The organism is Pelagibius marinus (assembly GCF_014925385.1).
GTDB classification, from domain to species: domain Bacteria; phylum Pseudomonadota; class Alphaproteobacteria; order Kiloniellales; family Kiloniellaceae; genus Pelagibius; species Pelagibius marinus.
Genome location: NZ_JACSDK010000008.1, coordinates 40,901 through 65,312, shown reverse-complemented (window position 1 = coordinate 65,312; position 24,412 = coordinate 40,901). Strand labels below are relative to the sequence as shown.

Annotated in this window: 23 protein-coding genes; 9 read left to right on the top strand and 14 right to left on the bottom strand. The window is 65.9% G+C overall.

Going from position 1 to position 24,412, the window contains the following annotated elements; translation table 11 throughout:
• Positions 1-113 precede the first annotated feature (113 nt).
• The 3 genes from H7X47_RS08905 to H7X47_RS08895 form a co-directional block, all read right to left on the bottom strand.
• On the bottom strand, positions 114-1,136 hold the full coding sequence (locus tag H7X47_RS08905; RefSeq protein WP_193368312.1) for an ABC transporter permease: 1,023 nt from the start codon (positions 1,134-1,136) through the stop codon (positions 114-116).
• Positions 1,137-1,141: 5 nt separating this feature from the next.
• Complete coding sequence (locus H7X47_RS08900; RefSeq protein WP_193368311.1) at positions 1,142-2,644, bottom strand: sugar ABC transporter ATP-binding protein; 1,503 nt, start codon at positions 2,642-2,644, stop codon at positions 1,142-1,144.
• Positions 2,645-2,749: 105 nt separating this feature from the next.
• A complete protein-coding gene (locus tag H7X47_RS08895) occupies positions 2,750-3,697 on the bottom strand; it encodes a sugar-binding protein (protein WP_193368310.1) in 948 nt (315 codons plus the stop codon).
• A gap of 330 nt (positions 3,698-4,027) precedes the next feature.
• Between H7X47_RS08895 and xsc the strand changes: the two genes are divergently transcribed.
• The gene (gene xsc / locus H7X47_RS08890; RefSeq protein ID WP_193368309.1) at positions 4,028-5,803 is read left to right on the top strand and encodes a sulfoacetaldehyde acetyltransferase; all 1,776 of its coding nucleotides are present in this window, start codon (positions 4,028-4,030) and stop codon (positions 5,801-5,803) included.
• Between the two features lie 87 nt (positions 5,804-5,890).
• Here xsc and H7X47_RS08885 read toward each other — a convergent pair whose 3' ends face one another.
• The 5 genes from H7X47_RS08885 to H7X47_RS08865 all read right to left on the bottom strand — a co-directional run bounded on the left by H7X47_RS08885 (position 5,891) and on the right by H7X47_RS08865 (position 10,057).
• Entirely contained in the window at positions 5,891-7,306 is a 1,416-nt protein-coding gene (locus tag H7X47_RS08885; protein WP_193368308.1) for an MbnB/TglH/ChrH family RiPP precursor modification enzyme, read from the bottom strand.
• Between the two features lie 34 nt (positions 7,307-7,340).
• Positions 7,341-7,781 (bottom strand): hypothetical protein, encoded by a 441-nt coding sequence (locus tag H7X47_RS08880; RefSeq protein WP_193368307.1) that lies wholly within the window; start codon positions 7,779-7,781, stop codon positions 7,341-7,343.
• Positions 7,782-8,100: 319 nt separating this feature from the next.
• Positions 8,101-8,811, bottom strand: a complete 711-nt coding sequence (locus tag H7X47_RS08875; RefSeq protein ID WP_193368306.1) for a hypothetical protein — start codon at positions 8,809-8,811, stop codon at positions 8,101-8,103.
• A gap of 126 nt (positions 8,812-8,937) precedes the next feature.
• Positions 8,938-9,441, bottom strand: coding sequence for a hypothetical protein (locus H7X47_RS08870; RefSeq protein ID WP_193368305.1), 504 nt, complete (start codon positions 9,439-9,441; stop codon positions 8,938-8,940).
• Positions 9,442-9,565: 124 nt separating this feature from the next.
• Entirely contained in the window at positions 9,566-10,057 is a 492-nt protein-coding gene (locus H7X47_RS08865; RefSeq protein ID WP_193368304.1) for a VOC family protein, read from the bottom strand.
• A 286-nt stretch (positions 10,058-10,343) separates the two neighbouring features.
• Between H7X47_RS08865 and H7X47_RS08860 the strand changes: the two genes are divergently transcribed.
• Positions 10,344-11,678 carry an SLC13 family permease gene (locus tag H7X47_RS08860; RefSeq protein WP_193368303.1) on the top strand — a complete coding sequence of 445 codons (1,335 nt, stop codon included), beginning with the start codon at positions 10,344-10,346 and terminating at the stop codon, positions 11,676-11,678.
• A gap of 19 nt (positions 11,679-11,697) precedes the next feature.
• Here the strand turns inward: H7X47_RS08860 and H7X47_RS08855 are convergent, their stop codons facing one another.
• Positions 11,698-13,557, bottom strand: coding sequence for a sensor histidine kinase (locus tag H7X47_RS08855; protein WP_193368302.1), 1,860 nt, complete (start codon positions 13,555-13,557; stop codon positions 11,698-11,700).
• A 340-nt stretch (positions 13,558-13,897) separates the two neighbouring features.
• Between H7X47_RS08855 and pqqA the strand changes: the two genes are divergently transcribed.
• From pqqA to pqqE, 5 genes are all read left to right on the top strand, one after another.
• The gene (gene pqqA / locus H7X47_RS26515; RefSeq protein ID WP_319633568.1) at positions 13,898-14,170 is read left to right on the top strand and encodes a pyrroloquinoline quinone precursor peptide PqqA; all 273 of its coding nucleotides are present in this window, start codon (positions 13,898-13,900) and stop codon (positions 14,168-14,170) included.
• A 120-nt stretch (positions 14,171-14,290) separates the two neighbouring features.
• A complete protein-coding gene (pqqB, locus tag H7X47_RS08845; RefSeq protein WP_437126571.1) occupies positions 14,291-15,301 on the top strand; it encodes a pyrroloquinoline quinone biosynthesis protein PqqB in 1,011 nt (336 codons plus the stop codon).
• The gene (gene pqqC, locus H7X47_RS08840) at positions 15,298-16,131 is read left to right on the top strand and encodes a pyrroloquinoline-quinone synthase PqqC (RefSeq protein WP_193368300.1); all 834 of its coding nucleotides are present in this window, start codon (positions 15,298-15,300) and stop codon (positions 16,129-16,131) included. Before pqqB ends, pqqC begins: the two co-directional genes overlap by 4 nt.
• A gap of 2 nt (positions 16,132-16,133) precedes the next feature.
• Positions 16,134-16,421 carry a pyrroloquinoline quinone biosynthesis peptide chaperone PqqD gene (gene pqqD, locus H7X47_RS08835; RefSeq protein ID WP_193368298.1) on the top strand — a complete coding sequence of 96 codons (288 nt, stop codon included), beginning with the start codon at positions 16,134-16,136 and terminating at the stop codon, positions 16,419-16,421.
• Positions 16,422-16,431: 10 nt separating this feature from the next.
• Complete coding sequence (gene pqqE / locus H7X47_RS08830; protein WP_193368297.1) at positions 16,432-17,559, top strand: pyrroloquinoline quinone biosynthesis protein PqqE; 1,128 nt, start codon at positions 16,432-16,434, stop codon at positions 17,557-17,559.
• 4 nt (positions 17,560-17,563) lie between these two features.
• Here pqqE and H7X47_RS26085 read toward each other — a convergent pair whose 3' ends face one another.
• Together H7X47_RS26085 and H7X47_RS08820 are read right to left on the bottom strand one after the other, a co-directional pair.
• The gene (locus tag H7X47_RS26085) at positions 17,564-18,511 is read right to left on the bottom strand and encodes a peptidoglycan-binding domain-containing protein (RefSeq protein WP_193368296.1); all 948 of its coding nucleotides are present in this window, start codon (positions 18,509-18,511) and stop codon (positions 17,564-17,566) included.
• An 87-nt stretch (positions 18,512-18,598) separates the two neighbouring features.
• Positions 18,599-19,477, bottom strand: coding sequence for an AraC family transcriptional regulator (locus tag H7X47_RS08820; protein WP_227010327.1), 879 nt, complete (start codon positions 19,475-19,477; stop codon positions 18,599-18,601).
• 86 nt (positions 19,478-19,563) lie between these two features.
• Here H7X47_RS08820 and H7X47_RS08815 point away from each other — a divergent pair, with 86 nt between their 5' ends.
• A complete protein-coding gene (locus tag H7X47_RS08815) occupies positions 19,564-20,088 on the top strand; it encodes a YHS domain-containing (seleno)protein (protein WP_193368294.1) in 525 nt (174 codons plus the stop codon).
• A gap of 121 nt (positions 20,089-20,209) precedes the next feature.
• Here the strand turns inward: H7X47_RS08815 and H7X47_RS08810 are convergent, their stop codons facing one another.
• Positions 20,210-20,548, bottom strand: a complete 339-nt coding sequence (locus tag H7X47_RS08810) for a c-type cytochrome (protein ID WP_193368293.1) — start codon at positions 20,546-20,548, stop codon at positions 20,210-20,212.
• Positions 20,549-20,626: 78 nt separating this feature from the next.
• Positions 20,627-21,871, bottom strand: coding sequence for a PQQ-dependent sugar dehydrogenase (locus tag H7X47_RS08805; protein WP_193368292.1), 1,245 nt, complete (start codon positions 21,869-21,871; stop codon positions 20,627-20,629).
• Positions 21,872-22,477: 606 nt separating this feature from the next.
• Between H7X47_RS08805 and H7X47_RS08800 the strand changes: the two genes are divergently transcribed.
• A complete protein-coding gene (locus H7X47_RS08800) occupies positions 22,478-23,827 on the top strand; it encodes a leishmanolysin-related zinc metalloendopeptidase (protein ID WP_193368291.1) in 1,350 nt (449 codons plus the stop codon).
• Between the two features lie 112 nt (positions 23,828-23,939).
• On the opposite strand, the gene H7X47_RS08795 is transcribed toward H7X47_RS08800, so the two are convergent.
• On the bottom strand, positions 23,940-24,377 hold the full coding sequence (locus H7X47_RS08795) for a YbaN family protein (protein ID WP_193368290.1): 438 nt from the start codon (positions 24,375-24,377) through the stop codon (positions 23,940-23,942).
• Positions 24,378-24,412 lie beyond the last annotated feature (35 nt).

Genomic DNA, 24,412 nt, shown 5'->3' with positions numbered 1-24,412 from the left:
CGCAGAAAGTCAGGGCTCGTAGACTCCGAATCCGGCGGAGCGTGAGAAAATGCTCCTAGAAGTTGCGGGCGGGGTGGGCCGCCTGTCGCCCCGAGCCGGGCTTGCCTTGCCGGTCACCGCGCCGGGGTCTCGCCGGGCCGGGGGACGGGCTCGCCGTCGGTGGTTGCGCGCTTCAGGGACTGGGCCTGGCGCTGGCGCTCGCGGTAGCGCGCGAACTGCTGGTCGGCCAGGACGCCGATCAGGATCACCGCGCCCATGACCGCGAAATTCAGCGATGACGGGATGCCCAGCAGGTTCACCAGGTTCTGCAGCATCTGCAGCAGGATGACACCGAGCACCACCCCGACCACGGAGCCCTCGCCGCCGCGCAGCGAAAAGCCACCGAGTACCGCCGCCGCGATCCCGTAGAGTTCGTAGAAGCTGCCGTGGGAAGCCGGCGAGATGGACCGCGTGTACATGGCGAAGAAGACCGCCGAGAGCGCCGTCAGCACGGCGCAGATTATGTAGGCGATGGTGGTGACCCTGGCGGTGCGGATGCCGGAAAAGCGTGCCGCTTCCTCGTTCTTGCCGACCGCGAAGAGGTGGCGCCCGAACACCGTGCGGTGGAGCACGACCCAGGCGATCACCGCGACGATGCCGAAGGCGACAATGGAATGCGGCACGCCGTAGCTGCGGCCCGAGAAGACCCATTCCAGGCTGGGGAAGCTTGCGCCGAAGGTGAAGCCGGCAGTCGCATCGGCTGTATAGAAGCGGGCTATGCCGCGGTAGACGAGCAAGCCGCAGAGGGTGACGACGAAGGGCTGCATGCGCATGCGGGTGACGAGGAAGCCGTGCAAGGCGCCGATCGCCACACCCAGCAGCAGGGTGATGAGCAGAGCCAGCGGCCAGGGCATGCCGAGGTTGACGACGAAGTCGACGAAAATCACGCCCAAGAGGGCGATCACGGAGCCGACGGAGAGCTCTATGCCGGCGGTTACGATGACGAAGGCTTCGGCGATCGAGAACAGGCCGAAGAGTCCCACCAGGTTCGCGGTGTTCGCGATATTGATCGGCGAGAGGAAGCGCGGGTTGATCGACGCGACCACCGTGCCGACGACGAAGATGAGGACGAGAAGGCCCAGGTCTTTTTTCTGCATGTGTTTTAGCCGATCGCCAGTGTAAGCACGTTTTCTTCGGAGAAGTCCGGCGGTTCCAGGACCCCGGCCACGCGGCCCCGGCACATCACCGCGATGCGGTCGGACACCGAGATCACTTCCTCCATGTCGCTGGATATCATGAGGATGGCGCAGCCGCGATTGGTCAGGACCCGCATGAGCCCGTAGATCTCGGCCTTGGATCCGACATCGATGCCGCGGGTGGGTTCGTCGAAGATGATTACCCGCGGGTCCAGGGCGAGCCACTTGCCGAGCGCCACCTTCTGCTGGTTTCCGCCGGAAAGCTCAGCCGCCGCGCGGTCCAGGCTTTCCACCTTGATCTTCAGCCGGTCACGCTGCTCGGCGGCCCGGGCGGCCTCCCGCCGGCGGTCGACGAACCCGTTGCGGCTGACCGCCTGGAGGTCGGCGAGGCAGATGTTGGAACCGACCGAGAAATCGAGGATAAGACCCTGGCCCTTGCGGTCCTCGGGCACGAGGCAGAGGCCGGCGGCGATCGCCTCCTGCGGGTTGTGGCCGGACAGCGTCCGGCCCGCGATCCTGATCGTGCCGCCGTGGACGCCGTCGATTCCGAAGATCGCGCGCGCCAACTCCGTGCGGCCGGCGCCGACCAGCCCGGCGAGCCCCATGATCTCGCCGCTGCGGACCGCCAGGCTGGCGCTTCCGGCGGGGTAGGCATGGGTCCGCAGGTCCTCGACCTGCAGGGCGACGACCGGTTCTGCTGCGCGCTTTTCCTCAGGAGGGCGCGAAGCGAGGGTCCGGCCGATCATCAGGCGGATCATCGCATCGTAGTTGATCTCGTCGCGGGAGAGGTGGCCGACGTCTCGGCCGTCGCGCAGGACGACGACCCGGTCGGCGCACTGCTCCACCTCGGAAAGGCGGTGGGAAATGAAGAGCACGGCGACGCCGTGCGCCTTCAGGTCGGCGATGATCTTGAGCAGCCTGTTGGTTTCGGAGAGCGTCAGGCTGGAGGTGGGCTCGTCCAGGATGACGAGCCGCGAGTCCATCGACAGGGCTTTCGCGATCTCCAGCATCTGTTGCTCGGCGATCGACAGCTCCGACACCTGGGCCGATGGGCTGAAGCGCGCGCCGATCCTGTCGAGGATGGGTTGGGCCGCCCGCGCCATGGCCGCCTCGTCGACAAGGCCGAGAAAGCCGCTGCGGATCTCTCGCCCGAGCAGCATGTTGGCGGCGACAGAGAGATTGTCGAAGAGGTTGAGTTCCTGGTGGACGAAGGCGATACCGTGGTCGAAGGACTGCTGGACGCTGAGCGCCTCGTAGGTTTCGCCGGAAATCGTAATGGAGCCGGAGGAGGGCGCGATGACCCCGCCCAGGACCTTCATCAGCGTCGACTTGCCTGCGCCGTTCTCCCCGATCAGCCCGACGACCTCGCCGGCCGAGATCCGCAGGGAGACATCGTCGAGCGCGACGACCCCGGGATAGACCTTGGTGATGTTCTGAAGCTGCAGCTCGAAAGCCGTATCAGTGCTCATGTGTCACCCGTCGAACGGTCCGATGATCGGGGCAAGCATGACGGTCGCCGAAAGCGCCGGCGATCAGGTGATCGCCGGCACTCTATCGGCCAGTCGGCGGGAATCCTATCCGTTAATGCGTTTTTTCAGCTCGGCTTCAAAGGAGTCGACGTTGTTTTTGTCGATCACCTTGGTCGGAACGATCATCAGGCCGTCTTCCGGGATGATCGACTTGTCGCCCTCCAGGTAGCGGGCCATCAGCTTCATGCCTTGATAGCCCCATTGATAGGGGTCCTGGACCACGGTTCCGGCAAAGGAGCCTTCGCGGACCGCGCCCAGCGTGATGGGATCCTCGTCGAAGGCGATGACAGTGATCTCCCCCAGTTTGCCGGCGGCTTGAAGGGCCTCGTAGATTTTCGGCGGGTTGTAGGAGTAGAAGCCCACCATGCAGTCGATTTCCGGGTTCGCCGCCAGCACGTCGTCGACATTGCTGCGGGCGCGCGCGAAGTCGACGTCGTCGCCGCGGACGTCGACCAGTTCGATGCCCGAGCCCTCCACCGCCTGGCGGAAGCCCGCGATGCGTTCAACGGCATTGTCGGCGCCGAGGAAGCCGACGAAGCCCATGCACTTTCCCCCCTCCGGCAGGGCCTTTACCGCGATCTCGCCGGCCTGGATGCCGGCTGCGGTATTCGAAGAGCCCAGGTAGGCGATCCGGTTGCTGTCGGGGGCGTCGCTGTCCGTGGTGAACAAGGGAATCTCAGCGGCGATGCGGTTGAAGGCGTCAACCGAGGTCTTCGGGTCGACCGACGAGATCATGATCGCGTCCGTTCCCGCCGCAAGGAGATCGTCCATGAGCGCGTTCTGCAGCGCGGCCGTCCCCTGTGCCGGGTAGCGGAACTGGAGCTCGTAGCCCGGCAGTTCGGCCTGCGCGTCCCTTACGCCGGCCTCCGCCAGTTTCCAGAAATCGGAGGCGGCGTTCACGATGAACGCCAGCGCCGGTTTCTCCTGCGCCGCGGCACTGCTTCCCAGGACGCTCGCGGCGAGCACGAGCCCCACAGCCTTTGCAAGTTTCATGTTTTCCTCCCGTTCGTTGGATGCCGGAACTTCTGGTTGCTGTGTCGAAATTGTTTTCAGCCGGGCATCGCATTACTAATAATAAGATAATATTTATTAGTTTTGCAACAAGACGGCGCGGCGGCCTCTGGGCTCGGTGGCGGCAGGGCGCGCGGGAGGGGATCTCGTTCAGGGAAGCCGAAAGCGGCGGCCGGAAGGTTGGCTCCATAGGGCCGGGCCATCTGGCTCTTGGGAGGGGGCCAGCCGTTGCCCTATACCAGGGGCAGATATCGTTGTGGGGCTTGGCGGAGCCCGGCGCGGCTTAATCCCAGTAATGAGGAATCTCAACCAATGAAAATGACGACCGAGGAAGCCTTTGTGAAGGTCCTGCAGATGCACGGCATCGAGCACGGCTTCGGGATCATCGGCTCGGCCTTCATGCCGATTTCGGACCTTTTCCCCAAGGCCGGGATCACCTTCTGGGATGTCGCCCACGAGACCAACGGCGGCCTGATCTGTGACGGCTACACCCGCTCGACCGGCAAGATGGCCATGGCCATTGCCCAGAACGGCCCGGGCGTCACCGGCTTCGTCACCGCCGTCAAGACCGCCTACTGGAACCACACGCCGATGCTGCTGGTCACCCCGCAGGCCGCCAACAAGACCATCGGCCAGGGCGGCTTCCAGGAAGTCGACCAGATGCCGATGTTCCGCGAAATGGTCTGCTACCAGGAAGAGGTGCGCGACCCCACGCGCATCGCCGAGGTGCTGAACCGGGTGATCGAGAAGGCCTGGCGCGGCTCGGCCCCGGCGCAGATCAACGTGCCGCGCGACTACTGGACCCAGGTGATCGACATCGAGCTGCCGCAGATCGTACGCATCGAGCGCCCGGCCGGCGGCAAGCGCGCCATCGCCGAGGCCGCCAGGCTGCTCTCCGGGGCCAAGTTCCCGGTGATCCTGAACGGCGCCGGCGTGGTCATCGGCGGCGCCATCCCCGCCTCCCAGGCCCTGGCCGAGCGCCTCGACGCGCCGGTCTGCTGCGGCTATCAGCACAACGACGCCTTCCCGGGCTCGCACCCGCTCTTCGCCGGGCCGCTGGGCTACAACGGCTCCAAGGCGGCCATGGAGCTGATCGCCAAGGCCGACGTGGTGCTGGCGCTGGGCACCCGGCTCAATCCCTTCTCGACGCTGCCGGGCTACGGCATCGACTACTGGCCCAAGGACGCGGCCATCATCCAGGTCGACATCAACGCCGACCGCATCGGCCTGACCAAGAAGGTCTCGGTCGGCATCCAGGGCGACGCCAGGCTGGTCGCCGAGCAGCTGCTGGAGCAGCTCTCGCCCGAGGCCGGCAACGCCGGGCGCGAGGAGCGCAAGGCCCTCATCCACCAGACCAAGTCGGCCTGGCTGCAGGCGCTCTCCTCCATGGACCACGAGGACGACGATCCCGGCACCACCTGGAACGAGCGCGCGCGTGCACGCGACGCCGACCGCATGTCGCCGCGCCAGGCCTGGCGGGCGATCCAGGCGGGCCTGCCGAAGAACGCCATCATCTCCTCCGACATCGGCAACAACTGCGCCATCGGCAACGCCTATCCGACCTTCGAGGAAGGCCGCAAGTACCTGGCCCCGGGCCTCTTCGGCCCCTGCGGATACGGCTTCCCCTCGATCATCGGCGCCAAGATCGGCTGTCCCGACGTGCCGGTGGTCGGCTTCGCCGGCGACGGCGCCTTCGGCATCTCCATGAACGAGATGTCCTCGGTCGGCCGCGCGGAGTGGCCGGCCATCACCATGGTGGTGTTCCGCAACTATCAGTGGGGCGCGGAGAAGCGCAACACGACGCTGTGGTACGACGACAACTTCGTCGGCACCGAGCTGGACCCGCACCTCAGCTACGCGCGCGTCGCCGAGGGCTGCGGCCTGAAGGGCGTCACCGTCAAAACCCAGAAAGAACTGACGGACGCCCTGCAAACGGCCTGCAAAGCGCAGGACGACGGCGTCACCACCTTCATCGAGGTGATTCTGAACCAGGAACTGGGCGAGCCCTTCCGCCGCGACGCCATGAAGAAGCCGGTCGCGGTCGCCGGCATCGACCCCAAGGACATGCGCCCGCAGGCCCCGGCCTGATCCCTTCCAAGGCGCAGAAAGAAAGAGGCCCCGGCGTTGGCGCGCCGGGGCCTCTTATTTCCCGCCAAGCGACCCGCCGGACGCGTTTCAGCTTCCTGAATCGATCCCCCGGAAGGCCGAGGTTTGGCCCTGATCGGGCAGGATCTCGATTTCCCAGGCGGGCGGCTCGGGGAACTTGGGGAGCTGGGATGCGGCAAGGGCTTCGAAAACCGGGCGCGGGTCACCGGGGAACCTGACCTCGCGCGGGCGCGGATCCGCCAACATTTCGACCATGACGATGTCGTAGTCCATGAGCGCCTCGAGCAGCGGATCGGCTTCGCCCGCCTGGGTCACCCAGTCGCGGAATGCCTTGGCTTCGAGATGCGCATACAGCTTGGGCGATACCGCCTTGAAGTATCGTTCCAGAATGGCGTCGCCACGATCGGCCTCGCGCAGGATCAGGTACCGCAGAGACCGGCTGAGCACCCTCAGCATCATCGAGCCGCGGAAACTGCGCGCCAGGCGGGCATAGAGCCGTATTGCTGCGGTGTCGTCCGGGAAGGGATGACAGTCGGGTGTTCCCTGCCAGACCGCCTGTGTCATGCCTTCTTCCCACGCGCTGGGGGAGGGGCGCTCTGCGATGTCGGGGGGCGGGCTCGGGCGGCGCTCGGCTTCCCCGCTGCTTGCCGTGCTTGCCCGCCCGGCTTCGCCCCAGAGGTCCTCCAGCTCGTCAAGGATCGCTTCGAGGGTGCTCTCCGGCATGTCCGCGAGAAAAGTCTCATAGATCTCGTAGTTGACCGCGCCGAGGTTGGGCAGGGCCCGGATGATGTCGCGGGCCCGCACTGCAAGATCCGGCGGCATCTGGCCGCAATGGGCGTCGAGCCACACGCCCTCCGCCTCGTTTCCCCCCGCCAGGTGGATCTCCCATACGCGGTCCAGCGGGAGTGCCTCAACATAGGTATCGAGTGTCGTGCGCCCGTTGCGCTCATTGCAGTAGACGTTGTGCAGATCCAGCAAGATTCCGCAATCGGCGGTCTCTGCCACCGCAGCGACGAATTCGCCGTCCGCCATCTCGAACGGCTTCCGGCCGACATAGGACACGCCGGTCTCGATGGCGACAGGGCGGCCGATGCCCTCCGCAAAGATGCGGATATTCTTCGCCGCCGTCTCGACGCCCTCGGGCGTCTGCAGCGGCGGCAGCAGGAAACCCGCCGATCGGTGCGGTGTGCCGGCAACGCTGAGGTGCTCGCTCACCCAGGGGCTGTCCAGCCGGTCCGCCGTCGCGCGGATCAGCGCAATCTGATCCGGGTTCGGCCGGCGCGTACCGCCCAGCGGCGCGCCGACGCTGTGGACCAGCTTGGCGACGGGCAGGGCGGCGATCGCTTCGATGAAGTCGAAGTTCTCGCGAAACGGCCCGTCGATCGCATCTTCGGCCAGCCACATCGTCTGCGGCTCGACCTCGAGCACGCCTAACCTATCGATACGCGGCTGCAGAAACGAGCGTAGCGCAGGAGTGTAGATCATACCGGCCCCCAGCTTTGGGGGCCGGAACCGGTTCTTACCGGCCAATGACCAGTGCCTGCTCATCGAGCTGGCCGGCACTGTTGATCAAGAAGTTGCTCTCGACCCTCAGGAAGAGGTCATCTCCCGAAGTGCATGCGGGGTGTGCGCTGAGGTCGACAATACGGTCGAGCGCACTGAACACCTCCTTGATATTACCCGCCAGCTTCGGCGAGAGGCTGGCCGACACAACGGGGACGGAGGCGGCCGCCGCAAGGCGCTTTGGTGCGAAGGCCGCTTGGGCGATATCCAGATCACCGTCAAACCGGAAGTCACGCTGCATCTCGAAATAGATATCGTGCGCCGAACAGCAGGCTGGGCAGCCGAGCCTGTCGAGAATGCTGCCCAGTGTCTCCTTGAACTTGCCGATGTCGGATGCGACCGACATTGGGATAGATACGCGGACGCTGTGGTTTGCGTGATGTTTGACATCAGCCATAGGACATCCTCCGAACCTGAGTTGCGCAGCACGTACAGTTTTAGAAGGTATCACACTTGCAGTGTTGAGTCAGGAGAGTCGCTTTTCTCTCAAGCGCAGCTGAATAAGAAAACGTCGACAGCGACTGATTGCTCACGCAATCCGTTCATAAAGTCGCGCTTCGTTCTTCCGACTGCGGCAAGTCAACATCGAATGCGTGATGGCGGCAAATGACAAATCTGCGACTTTGCCTCTTGAAGTGGGTGATGTCCGGTCTTCGCCCAGGTCGCGGAGAAATGGAGGTACCACCCAATCGACTTCTGTCCACGAGTGCGCTGCCCTAGAAAGCTGCAGCGGCGCCGGCGCGGATTTCGTTGCGCAGATCGTCCGGCAGGCCCCAGGAATAGCGGGTTATGATTTCGCGGTAGAGGCGGGGCCAGGCGTCGCTTTCTGGGTCGGCAAGGGAGGCTTCCAGGCGACGCAGGGCGCGGCCGATCTCCGCCACGTTGTGGTATTCCGGCCAAATGCGGCGCGCCTCGTCGAAGGCGGCGATGGCGGCCTTGACGTCGTGATCGATGAGCGCCTCGAAGCCGCGCCGCTCGGCGGCGGCCGCCTTGCCGGCGCGGCTGCTGTCCGCCTCCACCGTCGCCTGGCGCTCGGCCGCCGGCGCCGTGCGCAGCGCCTGCTGCTCGACCTGAACCCGGGCGATCTCACGCGACAGGTTGGCCTCCAGGCTCCTGAGCTTGGCATCTATGTCTTCGCTGATCTGCGGCGCCGCCTCGCTGCCGGCGTCGGCCTGCTCGGCGGCCTGCTGGGCTTCCAGCAACAGGCGGATGTCCTCGATCTCCGCCATCGCCTGGGATTCGATCTGCTCCACCTTCTCGCCGATGCGCAGGCCGAAGATATCGACCTCGCGCTCGGACAGGATCTGGCGGACGTCGTCCTGATAGATCAACACCACGATGATCGCGACCAGCGGCCACATGAAGGCCTTGATGTAGTCGAGGATCAGCCGTCCCAGGACATAGTCCTTGCCGCCGTCGCCTGCCATGGCTCCACCCTCCGTGATTGCGGTCCGGGAGAAGCGCCAGTCTAACGCGGCAGACCGCGCCGTGGCGTGGTCAAACGCACAAACGGCAACGACTCCGCCCGCTGCGGGCAGCCGGTCCGGTCAGCTCTAATTCTTGCGGATCTGTGCCAGGTCGACGTCGAAGACCTCTTTGCAGAGGTTCTCGGCGAAGCCTTTGCTGAGTGAGATCTCAGCGTCCGACATCATGGCCGCGCCGATGAAGCCGCCCCAGGCAAAGCTGTTCTCCACGAAGTAGGCCCCGGTCTGCTCGCGGGTGGCGACGGCGTCGAACTCGGCGCGGCCCTTCAATTCGATCTCATCGCCCAGAAAGATCGCCTTGCCGACGTCTTGATCCTCGAATTCGGTGATGACGACGTTGAGACGATGATCGATCGCGCCCTTGGCGCAGATCGGCATGGCCTCTTCAAGCTGCTTCTTCAACTCGGCCTGCAGTTCGGGGTGCGGCTTGGGCGTCTCGATGGTGACGGTGATCTCCGACACCCGGAGATCGTGGATTTGGTCCTGGCTGGCGGCCTTGATGCTGGCCACTTCCGAAGAGGCACAGGCCGAAAGGGCGAGCAGGGCGGCGGCGGCCAGGAGGCCCCGAATCACAGGCGGCCGCTTCCTGCGGCGGGCGAAAGGCGACATGGATGCTTCCTCAATCAAAGGTATCAACCGAAGAAACAATAATCGCATTATTGGTGTATTGGAAGATGCCTTTCCGAGCCGCTGCGGCCTATTCGGCCGCCTCCGTCTTGGCCTTCTGCCAGGCGTCGAGCTTTTCGCGGGCGCCGTTGGTCGCCGGGTCCATCATGGCCGCGTGCTCAGGCCGCTTGGCGGTCAGTTCGATGACGTAGCCGTTGGGGTCGCGGAAGTAGATGGAGTCGATGAAGGCGTGGTCCGCCGGCCCGCGGGTCTCGATGCCGGCGGCCTTGCCGCGCGCCAGCAGTTCGTCCAGCGCCTCGGGCGGGACCTCCAGGGCGATGTGCAGATCGTAGTCGTGCTGCGTCTTGAATTCGAAGGCCTGTCCCGGCACCTCGAAGAAGGCGAGGTAGGAGCCGTCGCCCAGGCGATAGAAGGTGTGCAGCGCCTGCGTCTCGCGCCCGGTCTTGGTGGTGCCGATCTCCAGCGTTTTGGCCAGCGGCAGTCCGAGGAAATCCTCGTAGAAACGCCGCGTTTCCTCTGAATCGCGGCAGCGATAGGCGTTGTGGTGAAGTCCCTTGATCATTTCCACCCCTCTTGCCTTCAAGTCGGTCTTTGCCAGGCAGGTTTTCCGGCATCATAGCCCGGCGGGCGGCCGCGATCCAGGCGCCGCGGGGCTGTCTCGCGGCTAGGCGCGCGGCGGTAGATTGGCTATGCTGGCGGCTGCGTGTCAGTGGTGCCATCCCGCGACAATATCCGACCACGACAGCCGCCCCGTCCGGGCGGCTGCGGACGTCCGTCGCGCGGCATGGATCCAGTTGTGTGAAGGCCGGAGGCCGGGAGCCGCGGTGGAAAAAGCAGTCAGCAGAAGCGTGGCGCTGGTTCTTGCGGCCGCCTTTGCCGGCACCCTGGTCGCGGGGGCCTCACCCCTGCTGTCGCTCGGGACGCTGGCGGTACTCACCGCTTTCCTCTGGGCGACCCTGGCGATCCCGGCGGAGCTGACGGCCTTGGTCTTCTTCGCCGCCCTGCTGTTGACCGGCCTGGCGCCGGACCACGTGGCGCTGGCCGGTTTCGAGTCCAAGGCGGTGTGGCTGGTCTTCGCCGGCATGGTGCTGAGCGAGGTCATCGGTCGCCATGACATGGGCCATGCGCTGTTCGACCGCCTGCTGGGGCACCTCAAGTCCTACCCGGCGCTAATCTGGTTGATCTCCTCGACCGGCCTGCTGCTGGCTTTCTTTATCCCCTCGGCCATGGGCCGGGTGCTGATCTTTGCGCCGCTGGTGCGCGCCCTGGCAGATCGCCTGGGCCTCGCCGAAGACGATCCGCGTCGCCACGGCCTCTTCATCGCTGCGGTGCTGGGCGCGGTCATCCCGGCCTTCACCATCCTGACGTCCAACGTGCCCAACCTGGTGCTGATGGGCGCCGCGGAGGCGATCTACGGGCGCACGCTGACCTACGGCGAATACCTGCTGCTGAACTTCCCGGTCCTGGGCCTCGGCGCCTTCCTGCTGATCCCGCTGCTGGTGCTGCGCCTCTTTCCCGGTGAACGGCAAATCTCCCTGCCGCCGATGACGCCAGAGCCCTGGACCCGCGACCAGGTGAAGATCGCCTTCCTCCTGGCCGTCACCCTGGCGTTCTGGACTACCGACAGCCTGCACGGCATATCCTCGGCCTGGATCGGCCTTGCGGCGGCTGTCGTCAGCCTGCTGCCCGGTGTCGGCCTCTTGCCGCCCCAGTCCATCGGCAAGCTGAACTTCGGTCCCTGGTTCTTCGCCGCCGGCACCATCGGCCTGGGTGGCGTGGTCAGTCACAGCGGCCTCGGCGACCTGCTGTGGAGCCATATCGCGGCGGCGGTCCCCTTGGCGGGGCTGCCCGATGCCGCCAAGTACGCGGTGCTGCAGGTGAGCGCGATGATGCTGGCGATGGTGACCACGCTGCCCGCGATTCCGGCGGTTTTCACGCCGTTGGCCGGTTCCATGGCGGAAAGCCTCCGCTGGCCGCTGGATGCGGTGCTGCTGGCGCAGGTGCCGGCCTTCGTGATCTTCGCCTTTCCCTATCAGGCGCCGCCGGTGCTGGTGGGATTGACCTTCCTCGGCGTGCCGCTGCGCAAGGCCATGAAGGTCATGCTGTATTTTGTGCTGCTGGCGCTGGTGATCGTTTCGCCGCTGCACTATCTCTGGGGCCACCTCATCGGCGTGTTCCCTTAGGCTCAGCGGGGGAGTGCGCTCAGGAGCCCGCGCTTTCCCGGCGGCCACTACCCCTCTCGAGGATGCGGCCGGCGGGCAGGTGGATGGAGACCTTGGTGCCTTCGCCGAGCTGGCTTTCGACCTCCAGCCGCCCGCCGTGCAGTTCGACCAGGGCGCTGGTCAGCGGCAGGCCCAGTCCGGTGCCTTCGTACTTGCGGTTCAAGGCGCTGTCGATCTGGCCGAACTGGCGCAGCGCCGTGGGGATGTCCTCCGGCGCCATGCCGATGCCGTTGTCCGTGACCTCGAAGATGAAGCCTTCCTCGGCGCTGCATCGAATGCTCATCCGCACCCGCCCGCCCGACGGCGTGAACTTGATGGCATTGGTCATGAGGTTCAGCAGCGCCTGCTTCAGCTTGCGCTCGTCGGCGAAGAGCAGCGGCAGCTGCATGTCGCCGCTCCATTCTATGGTGACGCCGGAGGTTTCCGCGCGCTGGCGCACCACGCGCAGCACGGCGCGCGCCAGCTCAGCGGCGTCGACCGCTTCCTCGTCCAGCTCGTCGGCCCCGGCCTCGATCTTTGAGAGGTCCAGGATGTCGTTGATCAGCGACAGCAGGTGCAGGCCGGAACTGTGGATGTCCTCCAGATAGCCGTGGTGCCGCGGATTGGCGCCGGGCGTCTTCTCTCCGGCCAGCATGACCTCGGAAAAGCCGATGATCGCGTTCAGCGGCGTGCGCAGCTCATGGCTGATGTTGGCCAGGAACTCGGACTTCGTGCGATTGGCCGCCTCGGCTTCTTCCTTGGCCGTGCGCAGGGCCTCCTGGATCGCCATCTGATCGGTGATGTCGCGCCCGGTGCCGCGGTAGCCGCGGAAGTTGCCGTCGCCGTCAAACCAGGGATCGCCGTTGATCGACAGCCAGACGACGTCTCCGTTGGGCCGCTGGCGCGGATGCACGAAATTGCGAAAGGGGCGGTGGCTGTGCAGATCGTTGAGGTGCTGCTGCCAGATGCTCTGGTCGACCCCGGGAATGCCGGTCTCCTCGCGGGTCTTGCCCAGCAGCACGGTTTCCGGCACGCCGGTGACGTCGGTGTAGCGATCGGAGAAGAAGCAGAAGCGCAGGTTCTCGTCCATCTCCCAGAACCAGTCGGAGCTGGAGGCGACGAAGTCCTGGAAGCGCTTCTCACGCTCGTAGACGTGGCTGCGGCGTATCGCGGAAAGCCGGCTCAACAGCGCGTTCAGCACGGTTACGGTTTCGCCGATCTCGTTGTCCGCTTTGATGTCGAGCTTGTACTGCTCGGCGTTGACCGGGTCGCTGTGCGCGGCCGTGAGGTTTTTGTGGATCGCCAGCAGCGGGGTCAGCACGCTGCGACCGAGCACCGCGACGGTGACGACGGAGACGGCCATGGAGAGGATCAGGATCAGGACCCCGACGCGGAACATATAGGCATTGAGTTCGGCGTCGATTGCCGCGGTGCCGAGGCGCGCCACCACGGTGAAGGGCAGGTTGCTGACCGACGGCGGCCAGAGAACTTCATAGGCGCCGCTCTCCTCCGGAAAGTGCCGGAAGGTCAGCTGCTCCTCGTGGGCCGTCGTAGGGCCCCGCATGCCCTCATTCGACAGCAGGTCGGGTCTCCTTCCCTGGCTGCCGAGAAGGACGCCGTTTTCCGCGTAGAGGGCGACGCCTTCGACGGCCACATGCTCGAAGGTGGGCCAGGTGCGCTTCAGAATGTCCGCCGGCGTGTGCTGCTCGTACCAGCTGAGCGACGCCTTGGCGGTCAGCAGCACTTCCATCTCCTGGTGGCTGCGCAGTTCGTCCCGGCGCTTCACGTAGGTCGGCGGCAGGAAAGCCATCTCCACCGTCAAAATGGCCAGGCAGACAAGCAGCGTGATCCGCCGGCACAACCGGCAGTTCAGGAGCTCCCGTGCTTGAGGCAAAGAGAGGAGGCCGGGAATCATTCAAAGACGCCTGCGGACAGCCAAAGTTCCTCTATTTTTAGTGGCAGACACTTCAATCTTGGTTAATGCGCAGGGGCGGACATCCCGGAAACCGCTCAATCCGCGGCGCTCTCGGGAATGTGAAGCGCTGCTGCGGCCTGGAGATCGGAGAGCCTGCCGATATCCGGTTGAATTCACCTTTGCGCGCATTCTACCACGGCAAATTCGCGCAGTTTTCGAAGGGCGCGGGTTACCTGTCGCCAACGTCTTGAAGTCATTAAAAACTGCCTGCCAAGCTTCTGTAAGCATGGCGCTTTGCTCGAGGCAAGGTCGGCCAGTCTATGCGACTTTAGTATTGTGGGCGGGTATTTGGGGAGCCGTTAACATGTCGCCCACGATGCTCAGGAGACTTGGGTCATCGGCGCTCCTCGCTCCGGCGAGGCACCACGCGAGAGGTCGGAAAAGAAGGGCCGCTAGGCCACATCCCCAGAGGAGGAAAGTAATGAGCTGGACAACCCCTAAAGTTATCGAGATCTCCGTCGGCATGGAAATCAACAGCTACGCCTGCGCGGATCTGTGATCCTTCCCCTAAGGGGAATGCATCGATAGGCCGGGATTGCTGTCGAACCCTGTTCGGCGGAACGCCCGGCCTTTTTCCTTTGCGCAGTCGTAGCTTCCCGATGCGCCTCCGGCGGCCTCTATGGCCGGGTGGAAGCGGGTCGCGCCGGCGCTGGTGTCCGGCATGACGATCCTTGGGGGAAGCGTGCTACAGGTTTTGGTGCTCGGTGCGGCGGCCGGCGGCGGCTTCCCGCAGTGGAACAGCAACAACGAAGCCTCGCAGCGGGCGCGGCGCGGCGATCCGCTCGCGCGACCGTCCACACAGTCCTCGGTGGCGGTCTCGGCCGACGGCGAGAACTGGGTGCTGCTGAACGCCTCACCTGACCTGCGCCAGCAGATCAACGACAATCCGCAACTCCATCCCCGCGACGGCGTGCGCCACAGCCCGATCCGCGCCGTGGTGCTGACCAACGGCGACGTCGACCACGTGGCCGGCCTGCTGACCCTGCGCGAGAGCCATCCCCTGGCGGTCTACGCCACCAGCCGGGTGCTGTCGGTGCTGGAGAACAACACCATCTTCAACGTACTCAATCCGAAGTTCGTCGACCGCCGGCGTCTCGGCCTGGGCGAGACCTTCGCGCCGGCGACCAAGGAGGGCGAGGCGTTGGGCCTCTCCATCACGCCCTTCGCCATCCCCGGCAAGGTGGCTCTCTATCTGGAAGACGAGAAGGCCGGCAACGGCAACTTCGGCACCGTCGAGGAAGACACCATCGCTTTGCGCATCGAGAATACGGCGGGCAGCAACGGCAGCCGCCGCCGCTTTCTCTACGTGCCGGCCTGCGCCGCGCCGTCGCCGGTCCTGCAGGCGGAGATGAAAGGCGCAGACCTGATGATGTTCGACGGCACGCTGTGGCAGGACGACGAGATGAAGGTGCAGGGCGCCGGCGTGAAGACCGGCCGGCGCATGGGCCACATGAGCCTCTCCGGCCCCGAAGGCACGCTGGCGACCTTCGCCGACAGCCCGGTGGGCCGCAAGGTCTTCATCCACATCAACAACACCAACCCCATTCTGCTGTCGGACTCGGCCGAGCGGGCCGCGGTCGAGGCGGCGGGCTGGGAAGTCGCCTACGACGGCATGGAGATCACGTTATGACCCTGGCAACCTCTTCTGCGGCAACGCCTTCCGTGGCTTCTATCGATCCGGCTCCCGTGGCCGCGCCGCCTTTCGGCCGCCTGCTGCCGCAGGACGAGTTCGAGGAGCGCATCCGCCAGATCGGCGCCGAGCGCTATCACTCCCTGCACCCCTTTCACAAGCTGCTGCACGGCGGCAAGTGCAACCACGGCCAGGTGCAGGCCTGGGTGCTGAACCGCTACTGCTACCAGAGCCACATCCCGCTGAAGGACGCGACCATCCTGTCGCGCATGGAGGACCTGGAGCTGCGCCGTGAATGGCGCAAGCGCATCGAGGACCACGACGGCAAGGAAGGCAACGAAGGCGGCATCGAACGCTGGCTCATGCTGGCCGAGGGCGTCGGGCTGGATCGCGCCTACGTGGTGTCCGGCGCCGGCATGCTGCCGGCCACGCGCTTTGCCGTGGAAGCCTATGTGCGCTTCGTGCGGGAGAAGTCGCTGCTGGAGGCCATCGCCTCCTCGCTGACCGAGCTCTTCGCGCCGAAGATCCACCAGGAGCGTATTGCCGGCCTGCTTGAGCACTACGACTTCGCCAACGAGCGCACCATCGCCTATTTCAAGCGCCGCCTGGACGAGGCGCCCAAGGACGTGAAGTTCGGCCTGGGCTATGTGCTGCGCGAGGCGCGCACCCGCGAGCAGCAGGAACAGGTGCTCGCGGCCGTGCGCTTCAAGACGGATGTGCTCTGGGCCCAGCTCGACGCGCTCTACCACGCCTATGTCGCCCCCGGCCACATCCCGCCCGGTGCCTTCGTTCCGGAAGGCATGGTGCCGGTGACCGAGCTGGATCTCTGAGGATGACGGAGCGCACCACCATTACCGAGGATTCGGTGCCCGGCCTGCCGGTCGGCGTGAAGCTGCGCTTCGACAAGCAGCGCGACCAGTGGGTCATCCTGGCGCCGGAGCGGCTTTTCGTGCTGGACAGCATCGCGCTGGAGATCGTCAAGCGCTGCGACGGCAAGGCCTCTGTGGGCGAGATCGTGAACGACCTGGCGGGGACCTTCGAGGCGCCGCGCGACGTGATCCTGAAGGACGTCGGCGCGCTGCTGCAGGACCTGGCCGACAAGCGGATTCTCGCAGCATGAGGGGGACGACATGACAGAGTTGAACTTTCCCCTGGCCATCCTGGCCGAGCTGACACACCGCTGTCCGCTGCAGTGCCCCTACTGTTCCAACCCCCTGGCGCTGGAGGCGAGCAGCGCCGAGCTCTCCACCGGGCAGTGGAAGGCCGTGATCAAGGAAGCCGCCGAGCTGGGCGTGCTGCAGATCCATTTTTCCGGCGGCGAGCCCACGGCGCGGCGCGACCTGGAAGACCTGGTGGCGGCCTCGGCCGCCGAGGGGCTCTACACCAACCTCATCACCGCCGGCGTGCTCTTGAGCAAGGAACGCCTGGCCGCCCTGGCGGAGGCGGGACTCGATCACCTGCAGCTTTCTTTCCAGGACAGCGAGGCGGCGGGTTGCGACCGCATCGGCAACTACAAGGGCGGCTTCGAGAAGAAGCTCGACTGCGCGCGCTGGGTAAAGGAGATCGGCCTGCCGCTGACCCTTAACATGGTTGTCCACCGGCAGAACCTGGAGCACCTGGAGGAGATGCTGGCCCTGGCCGAGAAGCTGGAGGCCCAGCGGGTCGAGATCGCCCACGTGCAGTACTACGGCTGGGCCTACCTGAACCGCGCTTCCCTGATGCCGACGCGCGCGCAGCTGGAACGCGCGACGGAGATCGTCGAGGCGGCGCGCGCGCGGCTGAAGGGCGTCATGGTGATCGACTACGTGGTGCCCGACTACTACGCCCGGCGCCCGAAATCCTGCATGGGCGGCTGGGGCCGGCAGTTCCTCAACATCTCGCCGGCGGGCAAGGTGCTGCCCTGTCATGCGGCGGAGTCCATCACCAGCCTCACCTTCGACCGGGTGACCGACCGCAGCCTGCGCGACATCTGGGAGAACTCCGAGGCCTTCAAGGCCTACCGCGGCACCGACTGGATGCCGGAGCCCTGCCGCTCCTGCGAGCGCAAGGAAATCGACTGGGGCGGTTGCCGCTGCCAGGCCTTCGCCTTGACCGGGGAAGCGGGCAATGTCGACCCGGCCTGCGGCAAGTCACCCGTGCACGAGGCCATGCAGGCGCTGGCGACGGCGGAGTCCGCCAAGGACGAAACCGCTTTCCACTACCGCACCCGCAAGGCGGGCGAGGCGGCGGCGGAAAAGGTGCCGGAACCGCTGGCCTAGCCTCCTACTGAAAGGGTTTTTTGCCGTCCTTCAGGCGGAAGCCGCCGAAGCCGAGTTGCTTGGCCTTGGCGAAGTCGGCGGCGGCCAGGTCCGTCTCTTCGTTGCGCTGATAGGCGGTGCCGCGGTTGGAATAGGCGCCGGCGAAGTCGGGAAGCAGGTGGATGGCCACCGAGAATTTCAGGATCGCGGTTTCATAGTCCGAGCCTTGCAGCGCCTGGCGGCCCTGGTCGTTGAAGCGCTGGGCGAGGGCTTCGCGGGTGACGCGGCCCGCCGCCAACTCTTCGCGGTGCGGCGCCAGCTCGGCCTCGATGCGCGCCGCCAGCGCGGCGGCGGGATCGAGGGGCGCCTCGATTTCGGCTTCCGCCGGCGGCTCTTCTGCCGGGGGCGGTGTCACGGCGGCTTCCGGCGCCACGCTCTCAGCCGGGGGCGCGAGGTCTTGCGTTTCGGCCGGGGGCAGCTCGGCCAACTGTTCCTTTTCCTCCATCGCCTCTTCCGTCTCCGCCGCTTCGAGCGGCTTCAGCTTGGGCGGCGGCGGGGGCGGCGGCACGACGACCTTCTCGGCGACCGGGGTTGGCTGGCTTTCGGTCTCGCCCCTCTCCGGCGCACCGGCCCCGAGGTCGGGAACCGCCGGTGGCGGGGCGGCCGTCGGCGGCTCCTCCTTGCCGGCATTCAGGGCCGCGAAGGCGGCGGCGACGCCGCGCAACTCGTTCAGCAGCCTTTCGCTGGGCTCGGGGTCGCCGGGCAGCAGGGCGAAGTCCTGATAGCGGCGGATCGCGGCGATGGTGTCGTCGTCGACCACGCCGTCGACCTTGCCCGGATCGAAGCCGAGGTCGCGCAGCAGGGTCTCCAGTTCCTCCAGGGCGGGCGGCTCCAGCGCCGCGGCGGGGCCGGCGGCCAGGAACAGCGCCGCACCCAGGGCGGCCGTCAGGTGATTTCGCCAGGACAAAGACATGGGCGGCATTTTACCGCCCTCAGGTGAGGAATCGAACCTCTTACGGGGTAGCCGGAGAACCGCAGGAAACGGGCCTTTTCTGCGGATTCAGGCGCCTGTCCGCGTCTGGCGGGCCAGCCACTCGCGCGGGCCGCAGCCGAACTGCCGATGAAAGGCGCGGGCCAGGGCGGTGGGGCTCGCGTAGCCGGCCTCGGCGGCGACCGCTTTCAGCGGGCGTCCGGTCAGCAGTTCCTGGCGGGCGATGGTCATGCGCAGGGTGGTCAGGTAGTCGCCCGGCGAAATGCCGACCCGCGCCTTGAACGCGGCGGCGAAGGTGGAGCGCGACATGCCGGCGATATCGGCCAGGCGCTCCAGGGGCAGCTCGGCCTCCGGCGCCCGATGCATGGCCGCCAGCGCCCGCCCCAGCTTAGGGTCGGCGAGGCCGGCCAGCAGGCCGCTCTCCGTCAGGCCCCGGGCGACACAGTGGCGCAGCAGCATGACCATCAACAGTTCGATCAGCAGGTCCACCGCGGCCTGCTGGCCGAACTCCTGGGCGAAGGCCTCGCCGAAAAGGCGGCCCAGCACCGGCTCCAGGCCCTCCAGGTCGTCCAGCGCGATGACCAGGCGCTCCGGGAAGCCCAGCAGCAGCAGGTCGGCCTCGGGTCCTTCGAAGGCCAGGCGGGCGCAGACCAGGTCGGCGCCGGCGGGCTCGTCAGTCTCCAGGCGGTGGCGGCGGGGGCGGGCGAAGAGGATGAGGCTCGGCCGTTCGATGCGCTGGGGGGCGCTGCCGGCGGCGTGCAGCGTCACGGGGCCGCGCTGCACCAGGTGCAGATGACCCTGGGGGCCGTCGTCCGCATGGTCGGCGCTGCCGCACAGCGGGCCGGAGAAGAAGACGCTGGCGCTGAGGCTGCGCCGGCTCAGCCAGGGGAAGGCGCCGGCGGTCTCGGAGGTGGCGACTTCGGACGATTGGCGTGTTTCTTCGGACAAAAGATCAAATCCGTCTGACTAGGTTTTGTTCAAGGGGCCAAGGCCCCGAACGTCACTACAGAAAAACCAATTCGGAGTGAACCGTTATGCCGAACCTCAACAAAGCCCTTCGCGGCGCCCTGCTGACGATGGCCCTGGCCGGCGCTGCCGTGCCGACCATGACACAGGTCGTGTCCGCGGCGCAGGAAGTCAACATCGTCGAAGGCTATGCCGTACACGGCTTTGACGTGGTCGCCTACTTCACCGAGGGCAAGCCGGTCCTCGGCGACAGCCGCTACACCGCCGAGCACGGCGGGGCGACCTACCGCTTCGCCAGCGCCGAGCACCGCGACCTCTTCGCCGGCAATCCCGCCAAGTATGCCCCGCAGTACGGCGGCTTCTGCGCCTTCGGCACCGCCATGGGCCGCAAGTTCGACGGCGACCCGCAGGCCTGGGCCATCGTCGACGACAAGCTCTACCTGAACCTCAACAAGGATGTGCAGGTCAAGTGGAAGGAGAACGTTCCCGGTTTCCTGAGGGGCGCCGAGAACAACTGGCCGCTGATCCGCCATCTCGCCGATTCCCGCCTGGAGGCTTCCCCGCCGGCGGGTGTCACCCTGGGCGCCCAGTAGCCCCCAAGCGTCTGGATCCAGGGTTTGCTGCGGCCGGCCTGAGCCCCCGGGAAACCGGCCGCTCCACGGCATGCGATGTCCCTCCGGCATCGCATGCCGTTTTCCTTTTCCGCCTCGCGGCTCACTCCGGCATGGTCGCGGTGATCTTGATCGAGGCGTACCAGGCCGCGAGGTCGGAGATGTCCTCGTCGCTCAGACCCTTGGCGACCACCGACATGATCTCGTGCTCGCGCTTGCCGGAGCGGAAGGCCTTCAGCTGATTTTCCAGGTAGATCTGATTCTCCCCGGCGATGTGTGGGGCGATGGGGATCTTGGCGATGCCATCGATGCCGTGGCAGGTCTGGCACTGGCGCGCCTTCTTGCGGCCGGCGGCCGGATCGGCGGCCTGGGCGGGCGCGGAGAAGGCGACGGCAAGGGCCGCGATCCCGAGGAGCAGGAGAGGCGTCTTCGTCACAGTCATTGCGTAGAGGTCTTCCCATGAGACGCAGGAACAGCGGCCGGGGGTGAGCCCGGCCGCCGCAACAGGATCCCTGCCGACTTATTCGCCGTAGGAGATACGATAGATGGCGCCGGCGAGGTCGTCGGAGACCAGGATCGAGCCATCGCGCAGCTCGACCACATCAACGGGCCGTCCCAGGTACTCTTCGTTATCGTCGATCCAGCCGTCGGCGAAGACCGTGGTCTCGCCGGCCGAGCCGTCCTCGTTGACCGGAGTAAACATCACCCGCGCGCCGACCGGCGTGGTGCGGTTCCAGGACCCGTGCTGGGCCGAGAAGATGCCGCCCTTGTACTTCGAAGGGAACTGGCTGCCCTGGTAGAAGTGCATGCCGAGGTCGGCGGCGTGGGCCACCATGTTGACCGCCGGGAAGACCACGTCGGCCGGCGGTTCGGAATCGGCATACTCGTTGGTGCGGGTGTCCCCGCCGCCGTACCAGGGGAAGCCGAAGTGCTGGCCCTTGGCGGTCTGGCGGTTCAGCTCGCCCGGCGGGATGTTGTCGCCCATGCCGTCGACCTGGTTGTCGGTGAACCACAGCTCGCCGTTGGCCGGATTGAAGTCGAGGCCGACCGAGTTGCGGACGCCGTAGGTGTAGACCTCGCGGTTGGTGCCGTCGCGGTTCATGCGGATGATGCCACCGATGCCCTCTTGGGTGTAAAGGTCCATCTTTTCGGGCGCCGGCACGTTGAAGGGTTGGCCGATGGTGATGTAGAGCTTGTCGTCCGGGCCGATGGTGCAGACGCGCGCCGTGTGGTTGTAGCTCTCCTCTGACACCGGAATCAGCTTGCCTTGCGGCACCACCTCAAAGGCGGCGACGTCCGGGCTCTCGTAGAAGAACTCGGCGGCCGGGTAGACCAGCACCCGGTTCTGCTCGGCGATGTAGAGGAAACCGTCGTCGGAGAAGCAGGGGCCGTTCGGGATCTTGAGGCCGATCGAGGGCGCGAAGCTCTTCACCTCGTCGGCGACGCGGTCCTTGTTGCGGTCGGTGACCGACCAAGCCTTGGTCTTGCGCGTGCCGACGAAGGTCACGATGCCTTGCGGGCCGACTGCCATGTGACGGGCATCGGGCACCACCGCATAGAGTTCGATCTTGAAGCCTGCGGGCAGGTTGATCCGCTTCAGGTTTTCACGGATGCCGTCGGCGTAGGCGCCGCCCTGATCGATGACCTCGAACTCGGTCACGCCCGTCGTTTTGAATTGGCCGAGCTTTTCCAAATTGCTCTGGGCCAGGGCCGGCGTCGCCAGCATCAGGGTGGCGAGTGATACTGCAGGAATAGCCTTTCGCATCTGAACTTTCCTCCCGATTGTTTTTTGTTATGTCGAAACCCTAGCGGGTTTATCCGGCGGCAGGTAGTAGGAAGATGGCGGTGTATTGGCGCAGTAGTGGCTTGGTCTCCATACCAATACTTTGCGCGGACAGGGAAGGACCCGGCGCCGAGCGGCGGCACCGGGCCAAGGGAGAGACTGGCGGGCGATCGGCTTTTGAAGCGAAGGTGTGGCGCCGGCGGCGGGCAGTCGTCGGGGCACCTCCCTGCTGTGCATAGCTTGTGTCCCTTGTTCAGTTTCTCGCGGGCCGGCCGAGGGGTCGTCGGGCACGCGGGCTGCGGCGGCAGGCAGGCGCACTGACGGGGCGGGGAGGTGAGGCGGTGCGCAAAAGAGAGCCCCAAGAGGGGCAAAAAATTTTCTGCGATAGGAGGAACGTCAGCAAGCACCGCGGCCTTGCTGCGCTCGGTGGTTGTTCTGCTTGCGCGGTTTTATTGTTGCGCTGGTAAAATTCCGAAATTACTGCCGCCGTTAACTACAATGTAAGAAAAGTTGCTGCTATATTTCATGCGGGGTCAATGGAGGCTGGGGAGTGATGCTCCCCGCTAACGCTCAAGCGAGGGCGCGACCATGGCGATCCAACCGACCCTGATTCCTGACTACGATACGACGACTGATGCCGCGCCTGCGGAGGGCCTGACGCCTCCTGGCGTTGCCGTGGCGCCGCTGCAGAACGATCTGCCGGCTGCCGTGTCTGTCGAGGGACAGCTGCGCATGCTGCGGGTCCTCGATGCCGACACGGTCGTCGTCGTCGAACCCGACGGCGAGGTGCCGGCGGAACTCACGCCCGGCGATGCTGTCGTGTTCGAGGCGGAGCCCCTGTTCCCGCTGCTCGAGCCCGTCGATGACGTGCTCAACTTCGCGGCCAATGCGGTCGCCGAGGCGCAGAGCCACGCGGCGCCGGCACCGCTGACGCAGCCGGGCGAGGTGATCGAGCTGCTCAGCGGGACCGAGGCCCTGGCGGCCATCGACGGTCTGGCGCCCTTCGAACTGCCGGAAGGCTACCAAGACGACGGCTTCGTTCCCCCGATCCCGCACAGCGAGTTTGCACCGGCCTTTGCGGAGAACACCACGGCAGGCGGCGATCTGCTCTTCCTCGACTTCACTTCCTTCGTGAAGCCCGACAATCCCGGCGGCGGAGGAGGTGGCGGCGGCAACGGCGGCGGCAAGGGCGGGAAGAACGGCGGTGACGACACGGTTGGCGGCGGGGACCCGGTTGATCCGAATCTCCTGACGGAGTACCTAAGCGGCGATCCCGGCGGTTACAACATCCTGGTCGAGTTCGACGGCAGTGACTGGACGGTGGACCTGCAGAATGCCTTCATCTGGGCCGCCGACTGGATCAGCAGCGTCATCACCGACGACATTCAGGATGTCTTCTACCGCGGCGATATCATCGACGACATCCTGATCTCCGCCACTCTGACCTACATCGACGGCGAGGGCTTTATCCTCGGCCAGGCTGGCCCGACGGCGATCCGCACCGACGGCTACCTGCCCGCGGTCGGCATCATGGAGTTCGACAGTGCCGACGCGCAAAGCTACTACGACGACGGCCTGTGGGACGATATCGTCTTCCACGAGATGATGCACACCATCGGCTTCGGCACCATCTGGGACTTCCTCGGGTTGGTCAGCGGATCCGGCACTGGCGATCCGACCTTCACCGGCGAGAATGCGATGCTTGCCTATGCCGACCTTATCGGATCCGCTGACCCGCTCGGCGTGCCGCTGGAGACCATTGGCGGAGCCGGTACGGTCGAGTCTCACTGGGCGGAGGCCGACTTCGGCAACGAGATCATGACCGGCTACATCAATGACGTGAACTACACGTCGGACCTGACCGTCGCCTCGCTCAGCGATCTGGGATATGTGATCACCGAGGACCCCTGGGTCGATCCGGTGCTTGCTATCGCGTAAGGAAGTCCGTCTTTCGGCCGGGTGATCGGCACGGGCGCGTCAACTCGGATAGACAATCTGAGTCGAGCTTTTCCTATGTCTGGGCGACGACCGGCGAGGCTGAGGGCGTGCCTCAGTCGCCGGTTCCCACTTCGCTTTCCGGCAGGCGTTCCGGACGGCTGACGACATAGAGCGCCGCCAGGGCGATGACCGCGATGGTCACCAGCTTGGCCGGCAGCGACAGCACGGTCAGCAGTACGATGGCGCTGCCCGCGGCCATGCCGATCAGCGCGCTGACCTTGGCCTTGCGCCCGATGACGCCGTGGCTGAGGAAAGCCTCGACCGCCGGGCCGATGCCGGGCCAGGCGAAGATCTTGCGGGCCATGGCCGGGCAACCCTTGGCGAAGCAGCCGGCGGCGACAATCCAGAAGATGGTGGTCGGCAGAACCGGCAGCACCGTCCCCAGCAGGCCGATGCCGAAGAAGGCGTAGCCCGCGGCTGTCCAGGCCCAGGCCAGCCGGCGGCGGGCACTGATGTCGCGGTCATTTTCGGTGGCGCTTCGGCTGGTCATGCTGGCTGGCGGCCTCGAATGATTGCTCGGTAACG